Genomic DNA, 12,897 nt, shown 5'->3' with positions numbered 1-12,897 from the left:
GGCGGCCGGTTCGGAGCGCCAGATCATCAACGTGGCGAATGCTACGAATAACACCGACGCAGTAAATCTGTCGCAGTTGCGCGCACTGGGCGCGAACGTCGACAGCAGCGGCGCGGTGACGAGCACCTTCGTTGCATACGACGATGCGACGAAGAATAGAATCACGCTCCGCGGTCCGGGTTCGACCGATGCGGTTCTGTTGACGAACGTGGACAAGGGTCAGCTCGCCGCGTCTAGCAGCGACGCAGTGAATGGCGCTCAGCTCTACAACGTGGCGCAATCGACCGCCAAGGCGCTCGGCGGCCAGACAAGCCTTCTGCCGGATGGCACACTGTCCCAGCCGTCGTACGTGATTACTGGCTCGACCTATGCCGATGTTGGTTCGGCCCTGTCCGCTGTCGATGGTCAGCTCGACCAGATCAACACGAACTTTTCTACCAATCTGAAATACGTCAAGGTCGTATCGGACGCCGCCACAGCGCAGGCTAGCGGCGCCGAGTCGATTGCAATCGGCGGCAACGCGCTCGCGATCAAGGCGAATTCGTTGGCAATCGGCACAGGCGCTACGGCAGCCTTTGCCAATTCGACGGCGCTTGGCGTGAACGCAATCACGGACGCGGAAAATACGCTGTCTGTCGGCGCCAAAGGGCAGGAAGTGCGTATCACCCATGTCGCGGACGGTATCAATCCGACCGATGCGGCAACCGTGGGCCAACTGGATGCGCTGCAGATCCAGCTACTGGCGAACACCGCGTCTACCAGTGGTGTGAAGTCGATGATGCAAAGCTCGGCTGCGGTGTTGAGTTATATCGCGGTGAGTTCGAACGTAGTCCAGGGTGGCAGCACGACAGCTTCGGACGATTTGAATACGATGGCAATTGGCCCGATGGCGAGCGCTGCGGGTGAGGGGGCCTTGGCAGTCGGCGCGGGCGCGATCGCCGGCAGTAGCGGATCGACCGCGGTCGGCACGGCCGCCGCAATTGCGTCCATCAATGCTACGGCAATCGGCGAAGGTGCAACGGTTGGCGCGTTTTCGGACAACGCGGTGTCGATCGGCTATAACGCCCGTGCTAGCGGCGTCAATGCAACGGCCTTGGGCACGACGGCAAGTGCCACGAGTATCGGTGCCGTTGCGATTGGTTATGGTTCGTTCGCGGCCCAAGGCGCCACGGGCGGTATGGCACTGGGTCAGAACTCGACGGTCAGCGCAGCCAACGGCGTGGCGATCGGGTACGGTGCGATCGCCGACCGTGCCAATGCGGTCTCGGTGGGTAACTCCGGCCGGCAGAGCCAGATCATCAACGTAGCAGCGGGCACCAGCGATACCGATGCGGTAAACCTGGGGCAAATGACTGCAGCAATCACTGCGGCCGCGAGCGGCGGTTCGCCTGAGGCTGTCATTTACGACACCTCGGCGCATGACATGCTGACTTTGGGCGGAGTAGGTGCGAAGACGCCGGTGACCATTGCAAACGTGGCCTCAGCTACGGCAGACGACCAGGCCGTGAACCTCAAGCAATTGAAGGACGCTGGCTTGGGCGTCGACTCGTCGGGCAACGTGACCAACTCGTTTGTCGCGTACGACGACGCCAGCAAGACGAGGGTGACTTTAGGCGATGCGAATGGCACGACGCCCGTGACGATTGCGAATGTGGCCGCGGCGACCCAGGACGACGAGGCCGTGAACCTGAAGCAATTGAAGGACGCTGGCTTGAGCGTCGATCCGTCAGGCAATGTGACCACCTCGTTCGTCGCGTATGACGACGCCAGCAAGACTACGCTGACCTTTAACTCTGGCGGCGCACCGACCCAGTTGAAGAACGTGGCAACTGGCGTGGACCCGACTGACGGCGTCAACGTCGCGCAGATGCAGTCGTATGTCTCCACGTATGCCAATACCAATGGCGGTGGTGGCACGGCAAACGCCGTTGCCTACGACGATTCCTCGAAGAGCCAGGTGACGTTAGGCGGCACGGGAGCTCTCGCACCGGTCAAGCTGACGAACCTGGCGGATGGCACCGCAGCGACGGACGCGGTCAACTATGGGCAGTTCTCGAGTCTCCAAAGCCAGTTGAACAACATCCTGGCCGGCGACGGCACGGGCGGCAGCACGTACGTCAACGTCGGCGCGCCGGGGGCGGGCGACAGTGGCACCGCTGCGGTCGCCTCGGGTTCGGACTCCATCGCGATCGGCAATGGTGCGGCGGCAACCGGCACGGAGTCGATTGCAATCGGCAAGTCTGCGGTGACGGCCGGTAACGGTTCGGTCTCTCTGGGTTCCGGCGCAACGGCTCCGAACGCCAACTCGGTCGCGCTGGGAGCAGGTTCCACGACGGATCGCGACAACTCGGTATCGGTGGGTTCGGTGGGCGCGGAGCGCCAGATCACCAATGTCGCGGCGGGTACGCAGGGCACCGATGCGGTCAACATGAATCAGTTGAACAGTGCCATGGGCAACATGAACAACTCGATTCATAACATCGATCGCAACGCGGCCAAGGGTATTGCTTCGGCATCGGCGCTGAACATCGTCACGCCGTATCTGCCGGGTCGCACCACGTTGAACGCCGGCATTGCCAATTACCGTGGCTACCAGGCTGTCGGTCTGGGCGTATCTCGCTGGAACGAGAAGGGCTCGATCAACTACAACCTTGGCGTGTCCACCTCGGGCGGCAATAGCACTATCGTCCGCGCTGGCATCGGCATCGTCCTCGGCAACTAAGCAACGGCCGCAAGGCTTTGAATCAAAGCTTGGACGTTAGCCGTCTGGGTCGCACGGGAGCTTCCGTGCGACCCTTCCATGAGAGACAGACATGAAGTATTCGTTAATTGCCATCGCGCTTGCCGCGATGCTCGCAGGATGTTCGTCTTCCGCGACCCGCGATCGGCTGCAGATCCAGGACCCCACGGTTCTGCAAACCGGGTTCACCGCGACGCAGAATCAGGCCTCCGGTGCGGTGACGCCGCAGTGGATCGCGACCTATAGCGGCGTCCAGAACGCTGCCACGTTACGGTCGGTGAAGTCGCGTCTGACCGCGCTGGGCGAGCGCAAGAATAACTACTTCGGCGACAAGGCCCAGTGCTGGCTGGACGCCGCCGCCGACAAGCGCTCGTTGCACGACGGTTGGGGCTTCGTCGAGGAGGCGCTGGTCGAGGCCAACCGCCTGACCACGGCGCTGGAGACGGGGCAGGGACTCTCTGTCGACAATCCGGAATTGCGGACCGCTTCGATGATCCGGCCGGATTTGTGGAAGCAGATTCTCGCTGCGAAGACCTCGCCGCTGTTCCCGCAGTGCCAGGAAGCCCAGCATCTGACGGCCTGTTCGGAAGTCGAGTTGATTCACGCAGGTCACGAAGCATGGACGCGAAACTTCGACGAGAGTCAGCGCCTCGTCGATGGCGTCGAGAAGGGTTTGCCAGGCATCGGCGCCGCCCTTCAGAGCTGCACGCCGCCGCCGGTTGCCAAGGCCGATCCGATCATTCCGCCGAAGATAACGCTGCAAGCTGACGCGTCGTTCAAGTTCGATCGGGGCGATCTGGCTGGCATGTTGCCGGCAGGCAAGGTCAAGCTCGATCAGTTGCTGCGCGACCTCGAGCGGGTCGACGACATAACGAGCATCCACGTCGAAGGCTTTACGGATCGTTTGGGCAGCGACAGCTACAACCGCCAGTTGTCAGCCAAGCGCGCTGAGACCGTCAAACGGTACTTGCAGAACGGAGGTGTCAAGATACCGATCATTGCGCGTGGCCGTGGCAAGGAAGATCCGGTGGTGCAGTGTAATGACCGCAACCGTCAGGCATTGATTGACTGCCTCGCACCGAACCGGCGCGTCGAACTCGACTTTGCACGCAGTAATGGGCAGGAGTCGGTTGCGCCGCTGGGTCAGCGCACGCAATCCCGACGCTTGCTGCAAGGTCAGCAAGACCAGTGAGATCAGGAGCGACTGGGCCCGCATGGCCGGTCACTTCTTTTCTCGCTGGCACTTGAGATCAGCGTGAGGAGCGCGAACGACGTTCGCGCTCCTCTCTTACAGGGGTTCGAAGCAAGAGTATTTTGGGCCAACAGTGAGCCGACGTTTCTCAAACATCAATCGAATCGCATCATCATGGCCAATTGCAGGCAGGCAATTGCCGTCGCTCACACAGGAAAATCCTTTTCCGATATTGCAGAAAATTCGCACTGTGTCGCGGGAAAATATTTCCGATAGCGTTGTTAATATTTAACTCTGGTTAAATTGGGCTGGTTCGATTCGTTTTATGCCCATTGATTGAATATCAAAGGCGAGCTATAAATGAAGAGAATTGTGATTATCGACGACCATCCAATTATTCGGAGGACGATAGCCGGCGTAATCCGTTCCGATCCCGAGCTGGACATGGTGGGAGAGTGTGGCGACGGGGAAGACGGCCTGACAATGGTGCTGACCGAATGTCCGGATCTGGTCATTGTCGATCTCGATTTGCCACGGCTCGACGGTTTATCCCTGATCCGGCGCATTCGCGCGGAGAATCTAAAAACCAGTATTCTCGTTCTCTCCGCCAAGCCAGAGCATGTTATGGCAAGTTATACGCGCAATGCCGGAGCCAATGGTTATGTCAGCAAAGGCCGGGAAATTAGCGAGTTGATTACTGCGCTAAAAACCGTGTTATTCGGCTATGACTGCTTCCCGGCGGATACGGCCGATCCCGCGGTCGGGAGCGGACTGAAGTCCCTGTCGGCGCGTGAGGTCGAGGTGTTGCAGCACCTCGCGCGTGGTGCCAGCAATCGCGAGATCGCGTCCCGTCTGTTTCTTAGCGACAAGACCGTGAGCACCTACAAGAGCCGTATCCAGGAAAAACTGGGGCTCACGTCGTTGGCGGCGTTGATCGAGTTTGCTTCGCTGCATAAGTTGATCGATTAAGTTTGCGGGCTATGAACGACATGTGCCGGTGGGCTTCCTTGGTGGATATGCATCGTCGTGCGCCGTGCGCCGTCCGCAATTTCTCTGCCTCGCGCGCCCATCGTGTACGGCAAACGGCCCTCCGTTTGGCGGCGTTATTGGGCTGTCTCTTTGTGTATGCACTGCTGTGCATGCTTCCGTCCTATGCGAACGCGACACCGCCGATCGGCATTGCATCACGCGTAGTGCGCGCTGATGGTTCGCGTCAGACATCAGCGGCGGGTGAACACGATGCCGCGGCCAGCCGGGAGCCTCCGGCTCGTGGCGCCTCGGCGTACGAAGGCGCCATTTCCGGTACAACACCACACGTATCGGCGTCAAACGACAGTGAATACGTCGGCGCCGACCGGCCTGCCGAGAGCGCGCCGGACGCCCGCAGTGCTCAGGATGCCGCTGGCGTACGACAGCCGTGGATACCCGCGCTGGCAGTTGCCGCAGTCCTGTCGCTCATCAGCGCGTGGCGGTCCCGTGCAGCGTTGAAACGAGCAATCGAACAGCACGAACAGATCACGAACGAACGGGCGCGCCGTTGCGAAGCCGCCGAAGCCGCAGCGCAGGCTGCCCGCATCGAAGCGGGCAGCGAGGCAAGCGCCGCCGTCATGGCCGGACAGTTCCAGCTTCCCGACGCGATGCTCCGTTATGTGAAAGCGCCGTTGTCCGTGGTCGCTGACCTGCTCGGCTCGCTTGACACATCACCCACAACGCCCGCACAACGCCGGCAGTTAGCGGTGCTTCAATCCGCGCTGGGCACCTGGAGCCAAACGCTCGACGATCTGCTCGATAGCTCGCCGCTCGACTCGCGCGCAGTGATCATCGACGAAAGCGTCACGGACCCGCGTGCGCTTGTCGACGGCGTCATCGCGCTGCTAGCGCCGTCCGCGGCGCAACAAGGCGTGCGCCTGAGTGCGAGCGTCGATCGTCAACTAGCCCATACGATCCTCGCCGACCCCGCTCGGCTCGGCCAGCTTTGTTTCCATCTGTTAAACCGAACGCTTCAGCTCGGCACGCATCGAGAGATCGTGCTGGTGGTGCGTATCGGGCCGCTGAGTTCGAGATCCCAGCGCATCCTCATCAACGTGATGGAAGCCGGTGCGACGAACTCGCTAGCCACGCCGCCACAGCATCCCGGCTTGATCGACGGCACTCCGGACGCGGATACGAACAGGCTGCTCGATGGCAGTGAAGCCGAAGCCACCGCCGCCAACGCCTGCTTGCCGCTGTGCCGCATACTCGCTCAGCGTATGGGAGGCGAGCTTTCGATCCCGAACGGCTTGATTTCGGGCATTCGTGCGAGCTTCAACGCACCTTTCAAAGTCGAGCAGTGGGCGCCCTTGTCGAGACGTGAGCCAGGTGATACGCCGCCGCGCCTTCCCCGGCAAGTCACCCGATCTCGAGAGGCATCCGCAAGCGCTTCAGGCGTCCTGCCCGAACCTTTTGAACTTCGCTATCTGAACGCGCTCTCCGACGAAGGAGTCGATCTCTCTAACTTCCTCGACGGCTGGCGCAGGGCGATGGACGACGACCTGGCGCTTCTCACCGTCTTGCAGCATCGTCAGAGTCACCCCGATCGTCAGCGCGCCGTGCTGCACAGGTTGAGTGGGGCGGCGGGGCTGGTCGGCGCACTCGGTCTGATGGAGGCGTTGCGCCACGCGAGCGTGGCGCCGCTGGAACAGAGTGCCGGGTCGATCGACGCACTGATCGACCGCACGAGAAACCTGGTCAAGCAGTTCGAAGCGCCGCCGCCCACACACCGGAAGACTCAACCATGAACCGACCGCTGGCCTTGATTCAAGGCAGGCTGGCGCAACCGAATGCGCGGTTGCTCCGTGGCTTGCCGCCGCCTTATGGCGTGTATCGGGGGCCGGTGCGCCCGGCAAGCCGGCGTCGGCCGCAACCGGCATTTCAGGACACCGAGCGACGTATATCGCCGCAGGAAGCTCACACCTGGTTTGCGCCGGGGCAGAAGTTTCGCTTCTTCTATAAGTCGCCGCCGCAACGCGACCATTCCTTGCGCCTCGATGCAGAACTGGCCGAGGCACGCAACTACCTCGAGATGGACAAAGCGCGCGAGCGTTCGTCCCGTTCGGATCATGTGCTAGCGGTGGCGCTCTTCGTCGCGTGCAGTATCGTGCTCGCGTGGCTGCTGACGAGCAACGCTGCGCGCTATGCGGGTAAGTTGGCAACGGTGACGATAGCGGAGTCGGCCGTCACGGCGCCGGGCACTTCGGTCGTCGTTCGTCCACGAGCCTTGGGCAAATCGGCGCAGCCGGTCGCTGAGCTGATGCCGAGCGTGGCACAAATGGCGCCGTCGCCAGCCAACCTCGCATCAGCAGGCGGACGTCGAAACGAGCCCAAACCGTCGCTGCAAGCAGAACTGCAAGCCATGCCGACACTCTCCGCGCAGTACGCCGAGCCACTCCCGGCTGCACCAGCATCGACTGACGGCACGGCAAGCAGCCACGCCGTCAAGGTGAACGCCAGAATCAAAACCGCGGCCACGACCCCAACCAACACCCAATTACCAGCGGCTGACCCAATCGAAACGCTAGCCGACGACTACCAATCGCCGAGCCGCTCCCCACGTCCAGCCATACCGCCCGCCATATCGGCGCAACCGGAACAAATAGCCCGCTCTGCGGCCGACGCCACGGTGCAGGCCGCATTGCGTGACTGGGCCACGCAGCAGCGGCACACGCATGTCACTGCGCGGACGAACACAAACACCGCCCACATCGCCAATGCCAACCCCCTTGGCCCCCGCGACCCCGATTGGAACACCCACCTAACCCAACGCCGGATCACCGACAACCCGAGCGCCTTCGACCCACCGATACTCAAAACTGACCCGCAATAAAAAAAGCCCGACCAGAGGTCGGGCTTCAAAATCGGCTGCGCCCTCCACAGGACGCAGCCCCTGCAAAACAGCCAAGCCGTTGCCTTGCTACTGAGCCAACCAAGCCGAGCTTAAGCAGCCAGCAGCGAGCGCAGCACGAACGGCAGAATCCCACCGTGCTTGTAGTAGTCGACTTCGATCGGCGTATCGATACGCAGCAGCACTTGCACGCGCTTCTCGCTGCCGTCCTTGCCGCGAATCACCAGCGTCACTTCCTGTTGCGGCTTGAAGTCCGCGCCCAGGCCTTCGATGTCATACGTTTCTTCGCCGGTGATGCCGAGCGATTGCACGCTGTCCGAGCCCTTGAACTGCAGCGGCAGCACGCCCATGCCGACCAGGTTCGAACGGTGAATCCGCTCGAAGCTGCGTGCGACCACGGCCTTCACGCCCAGCAGTTGCGTGCCTTTCGCAGCCCAGTCGCGCGACGAGCCCGTGCCGTACTCTTCGCCCGCGAACACGACGGTCGGCGTGCCGGCGTCGATGTACTTCATCGCTGCGTCGTAGATCGACTGTTGTTCGCCGCTCGGCTGGTGAATGGTCAGGCCGCCTTCGACGCGCGAGCCGTCTGCCTTCGCCGGGATCATCAGGTTCTTGATCCGGACGTTCGCGAACGTGCCGCGCATCATCACGTCGTGGTTGCCGCGGCGCGAGCCGTAGCTGTTGAAGTCGGCCTTCTGCACGCCGTTTTCCTTCAGCCACTTGCCTGCCGGCGAGTCTTCCTTGATCGAGCCTGCCGGGCTGATGTGGTCGGTCGTGACCGAGTCACCGAAGATGCCCAGTGCGCGCGCGTTCTTGACCGGGGCGATGCTGTCGGCCGGCGTCATCGAGAAGTCGTCGCCGAAGAACGGCGGCTCCGCGATGTAGGTCGACTTCGGCCAGTCGTAGACCTGACCTTCTTCGCCTTCGATCTTGCTCCACAGGTCGCCCTTCTTGGTGAGCTGCGAGTAGTTCTTGCGGAACGCATCAGCGTCCAGCGCGAACTTGAGCAGGTCGTTGACTTCTTCGCTGGTCGGCCAGATGTCGCCCAGGTAGATATCGCGGCCGCCCTTGCCCTTGCCGACCGGCTCGGTCATCAGGTCGCGCGTGATGTTGCCGGCGATCGCGTAAGCGACGACCAGCGGCGGCGAGGCCAGGAAGTTCGCGCGGATGTTCGGGTGAATCCGCGCTTCGAAGTTACGGTTGCCCGACAGCACCGCTGCCGCGACGATGTCGTTCTTCGTGATCGCTTCGTTCAGTTCCGGCGTCAGGTCGCCCGCGTTGCCGATACAGGTCGTGCAACCGTAAGCGGCCAGCGTGAAGCCGAGCTTGTCGAGGTACTTCAGCAGGTCGGTCTTCGTCAGGTATTCGGTGACGATGCGCGATCCCGGCGCCAGCGACGTTTTGATGTGCGGAGCAACCGTGAGGCCCGCTTCGACAGCTTTCTTTGCCAGCAGGCCGGCGGCCAGCAGCACGCTCGGGTTCGACGTGTTCGTGCACGACGTGATCGCGGCGATCAGCACGTCGCCGTTCTTCACGTTCACGCCGTTCGACGTAGTGTATTGCGCGTCCAGGTCGGCTTCCTTCTTCGCAAAGCCGTTTTCCGCGACCGGCTTCGAGAACAGATCGCTGAAGGTCGACTTCACATTGCCGATTTCGATCCGGTCTTGCGGACGCTTCGGACCTGCCAGCGACGGAGCGACCGTGCCCAGATCGAGCGTCACCACCTTCGTGAAGTCGATGTCGCCTTCCTTCGGAATGCCGAACAGGTTTTGCGCCTTGAAGTAGTTCTGGAACGCGGAGATTTCCGCGTCGCTGCGGCCCGTGCCCTTGAAGTAATCGATCGTCTTTTCGTCGACCGGGAAGAAGCCCATCGTTGCGCCGTATTCCGGCGCCATGTTGCCAATCGTCGCGCGGTCCGGCAGCGACAGCGAGCGCGTGCCTTCGCCGAAGAACTCGACGAACTTGCCGACGACCTTTTCCTTGCGCAGCAGTTCGGTGATGGTCAGGACCAGGTCGGTGGCCGTCACGCCTTCGCGCAGCTTGCCCTTCAGGTTCACGCCGACCACGTCCGGCGTCAGGAAGTACACCGGCTGGCCGAGCATGCCGGCTTCCGCTTCGATGCCGCCCACGCCCCAGCCCACCACGCCGATGCCATTGATCATCGTCGTGTGGCTGTCGGTGCCGACCAGCGTGTCCGGGTAGTACACCGTGTCCGCACCGTCGGCCTTCTTATGCACGCCGCGAGCAAGGTACTCCAGGTTCACCTGGTGAACGATGCCGACGCCCGGCGGCACGACCTTGAACGTGTCGAATGCCTGCATGCCCCACTTCATGAACTGGTAGCGCTCATTGTTGCGCTGGAATTCCAGTTTCATGTTCAGGTCGAGCGCATTCTTTTCACGGAAGTGATCGATTTGCACCGAATGATCGACGACCAGATCGACCGGGACCAGCGGCTCGATCGACTTCGGGTTCTTGCCGGCGCGTTGCGCGACACCGCGCATTGCGGCGATGTCGGCGAGCAGCGGCACGCCGGTGAAATCCTGCAGCACGACGCGCGCCACGACGAACGGAATTTCGTCGACGCGCGCTGCGGTCGGCTTCCAGTTTGCCAGTTGCGTGATGTGTTCTTCGGCGACTTTCTTGCCGTCGTAGTTACGCAGCACCGATTCCAGCACGAGGCGGATCGAAACCGGCAGGCGGTCGATCTTGATGTTCAGTGCCTTGCCGAGTTGCGGCAGGGAGTAGAACTTGCCTTTACCGGAACCGCTGTCGAATTCCTTGAGCGTTTTGTGGAGGTTGTGGGCCATGGTGTTTTCCTTGGTTTGATCGCGGAACTACAGTACTGAACTAGATGACGTATAGATCGACGTATTCGTTGACCGGCATGGCTTCGAGCCTTGCCTGATCGAGCGACACGTCGAGAATCGCCAGTTGTTGCCTGACCGGAAAGCGCCGCGCGAGGTTGGTCCTGAACTTCTCGACCAGCAACGGAATGCCATCTTCGCGACGGCGCTTATGACCTATGGGGTATTCGACTGCGACCTCGTCGAACTTCGATCCATCGTTGAATTCGATCGTCAGTGCATTGGCGATCGAACGCTTCTCCGGATCGTGGTAATCCTTCGTGAACTGCGCGTCTTCGACACAAGCCATCTTTGCACGCAGCACATCGATACGCGCGTCCTGCGCGATCGAATCTTCGTAGTCCGCAGCCGTCAGGCGGCCGTGGATCAGCGGCACGGCGATCATGTACTGGATGCAATGATCGCGGTCGGCCGGATTGTTCAGCGGGCCCTTTTTATCGATGATGCGGATCGCGGCTTCGTGGGTGCGGATCGTGATCTTCTGGATGTCTTCAACGCGCTTACCGCGAGCAGCGAGTTGCGCGTGCAGTTTCATCGCGGCTTCCACTGCGGTTTGCGCGTGGAACTCTGCCGGAAAAGAAATCTTGAACAGCACGTTTTCCATCACGTACGAGCCGTAGGGGCGCTGGAACCGGAACGGCGTGCCCTTGAACAGCACGTCGTAGAAGCCCCACGTCGGCGCGCTCAGCACCGACGGATAGCCCATCTCGCCGGTCTTCGAAATCAGCGCGAGGCGCACGGCGCGCGAGGTCGCATCGCCCGCGGCCCACGATTTGCGCGAACCAGTGTTTGGCGCGTGGCGATAGGTGCGCAGCGCATGCCCGTCGACGAACGCCTGCGACACCGCATTGATCAATTCGTCGCGCGTGAGGCCGAGCAACTGGCCGACCACGGCCGTCGACGCCAGCTTCACCAGCAATACATGATCGAGCCCGACCTTGTTGAAGGAATTTTCGAGCGCGATACAGCCTTGAATCTCGTGCGCCTTGATCATCGCGATCAACACGTCTTTCATCGTCAGCGGCGTTTTGCCGGCTGCGATGGCACTGCGCGAGAGCCAGTCGGCCGTCGCGAGAATCCCGCCGAGGTTATCCGACGGATGACCCCATTCGGCGGCAAGCCAAGTGTCGTTGAAATCGAGCCAGCGGATCATTGCGCCGATGTTGAAGGCGGCCTGAACCGGGTCCAGCTGGAACGACGTGCCCGGCACCTTCGCGCCGTTGGGGACGATCGTGCCCGGCACGATCGGTCCCAACAGCTTGGTGCAGGCTGGGTAGGAGAGCGCCTCGAGTCCACAGCCGAGCGTATCGATCAGGCAGTGACGCGCGGTTTCCAGCGCGAGCGTGCTGTCGATCGGGAAATCCAGAACGTAATCGACGATGTCGACGAGGACTGGGTCCGGGTCGGGTCGCACGTTGGAAATCGGAGCGGACATCGGGAGCTGTTCCTACGATGATGATTAGTTAGCCCTGTTGATCGCGTTCGATTGCGTCGGGGCCGGTGCGCCTTGCATCATTGCCATCGTTTTGCATTCGTCGGCCAGACGCGAGCTGTCCTTATCCTGGAAAAGCATCGCCTTGGTCGGGATCACAACCAGATCCATGCCCGTGGCGGCGTCGTGAAAGCGGTCTGCGCCCGTGGTGGTGGCTTCGCGCGGCAGATTGTAGTTTTTGTTCGCCCAGTGAACCGTGACGATCTGGTCACGCTTCATGTCGCCCTTCATTTCGAAAGCCAGACCGTCCTTGCACGCCCACTTTTCCGCGCCTTCCGGTACCGGATCGACCTTCGCTTCCTTGGCGGGATTTTCCTTGCGCTTGATCAGGCGGCGCGGCTGCGGGCGCTTTGCGACAGCCTTGGCAGCCGGCTTGGTGGTGGTCGCCGGTTGCGCGGCGGCGTCAGTCGCGACGGACAGCATCGTCGTGGACAGGGCGCCAATCACGGCGGCGATCATCAGCTTTTTCATGGAGAAAACCTTTCTATCTAATTTCAGTTAAACATTGCGCGGGCTACCGGTCCTGGCGGCCGCGCGGGTAGAACTGCACGCGCTTAGAAAGCGCACAGCAACCGCTATTTTCTCCTATTTAGCGGCAGGTACTTTAAATTCTCCGGTCCGGTGTAATTCGCGCTCGGCCGGATGATCTTGTTGTCGATACGCTGCTCGATGATGTGCGCACTCCAGCCGGCCGTGCGCGCGATCACGAAGATCGGCGTGAACATC

General features: G+C 61.5%; 9 protein-coding genes. 5 read left to right on the top strand and 4 right to left on the bottom strand.

Annotated features, from left to right (window positions below):
* From HV770_RS37620 to HV770_RS37600, 5 genes are all read left to right on the top strand, one after another.
* Positions 1 to 2,722 (top strand): YadA family autotransporter adhesin (locus HV770_RS37620; RefSeq protein ID WP_175166465.1); only part of this gene is annotated, 2,722 nt, incomplete at its 5' end.
* A 91-nt stretch (positions 2,723 to 2,813) separates the two neighbouring features.
* Positions 2,814 to 3,932, top strand: coding sequence for an OmpA family protein (locus tag HV770_RS37615; protein WP_175166464.1), 1,119 nt, complete (start codon positions 2,814 to 2,816; stop codon positions 3,930 to 3,932).
* Positions 3,933 to 4,292: 360 nt separating this feature from the next.
* A complete protein-coding gene (locus tag HV770_RS37610; protein ID WP_175166463.1) occupies positions 4,293 to 4,901 on the top strand; it encodes a response regulator transcription factor in 609 nt (202 codons plus the stop codon).
* Positions 4,902 to 4,912: 11 nt separating this feature from the next.
* The gene (locus tag HV770_RS39320; RefSeq protein WP_246291617.1) at positions 4,913 to 6,709 is read left to right on the top strand and encodes a hypothetical protein; all 1,797 of its coding nucleotides are present in this window, start codon (positions 4,913 to 4,915) and stop codon (positions 6,707 to 6,709) included.
* Positions 6,706 to 7,794, top strand: coding sequence for a hypothetical protein (locus HV770_RS37600; RefSeq protein ID WP_175166462.1), 1,089 nt, complete (start codon positions 6,706 to 6,708; stop codon positions 7,792 to 7,794). The genes HV770_RS39320 and HV770_RS37600 overlap by 4 nt, the downstream gene beginning before the upstream one ends.
* A 110-nt stretch (positions 7,795 to 7,904) precedes the next feature.
* On the opposite strand, the gene acnA is transcribed toward HV770_RS37600, so the two are convergent.
* The 4 genes from acnA to HV770_RS37580 all read right to left on the bottom strand — a co-directional run.
* Positions 7,905 to 10,622 carry an aconitate hydratase AcnA gene (gene acnA / locus HV770_RS37595; protein WP_175166461.1) on the bottom strand — a complete coding sequence of 906 codons (2,718 nt, stop codon included), beginning with the start codon at positions 10,620 to 10,622 and terminating at the stop codon, positions 7,905 to 7,907.
* Between the two features lie 40 nt (positions 10,623 to 10,662).
* Positions 10,663 to 12,114: a bifunctional 2-methylcitrate dehydratase/aconitate hydratase gene (locus HV770_RS37590; protein ID WP_175166460.1), complete on the bottom strand. Its 1,452-nt coding sequence runs from the start codon at positions 12,112 to 12,114 to the stop codon at positions 10,663 to 10,665.
* A 24-nt stretch (positions 12,115 to 12,138) separates the two neighbouring features.
* Positions 12,139 to 12,642, bottom strand: coding sequence for a hypothetical protein (locus HV770_RS37585; RefSeq protein ID WP_175166459.1), 504 nt, complete (start codon positions 12,640 to 12,642; stop codon positions 12,139 to 12,141).
* Positions 12,643 to 12,746: 104 nt separating this feature from the next.
* Positions 12,747 to 12,897: citrate/2-methylcitrate synthase (locus tag HV770_RS37580; protein WP_281366328.1), on the bottom strand; the 151-nt coding region annotated here is incomplete at its 5' end.

This window comes from Paraburkholderia fynbosensis, assembly GCF_902859935.1.
GTDB lineage: Bacteria > Pseudomonadota > Gammaproteobacteria > Burkholderiales > Burkholderiaceae > Paraburkholderia > Paraburkholderia fynbosensis.
This window is presented reverse-complemented; position numbering and strand designations above follow the sequence as displayed.

Bases quoted from the DNA above. Each gene is read 5' to 3' on its own strand.
- HV770_RS37615 (WP_175166464.1), top strand. From the start codon at position 2,814: ATGAAGTATTCGTTAATTGCCATCGCGCTTGCCGCGATGCTCGCAGGA.
- HV770_RS37610 (WP_175166463.1), top strand. From the start codon at position 4,293: ATGAAGAGAATTGTGATTATCGACGACCATCCAATTATTCGGAGGACG.
- HV770_RS39320 (WP_246291617.1), top strand. From the start codon at position 4,913: ATGAACGACATGTGCCGGTGGGCTTCCTTGGTGGATATGCATCGTCGT.
- HV770_RS37600 (WP_175166462.1), top strand. From the start codon at position 6,706: ATGAACCGACCGCTGGCCTTGATTCAAGGCAGGCTGGCGCAACCGAAT.
- acnA (WP_175166461.1), bottom strand. From the start codon at position 10,622: ATGGCCCACAACCTCCACAAAACGCTCAAGGAATTCGACAGCGGTTCC.
- HV770_RS37590 (WP_175166460.1), bottom strand. From the start codon at position 12,114: ATGTCCGCTCCGATTTCCAACGTGCGACCCGACCCGGACCCAGTCCTC.
- HV770_RS37585 (WP_175166459.1), bottom strand. From the start codon at position 12,642: ATGAAAAAGCTGATGATCGCCGCCGTGATTGGCGCCCTGTCCACGACG.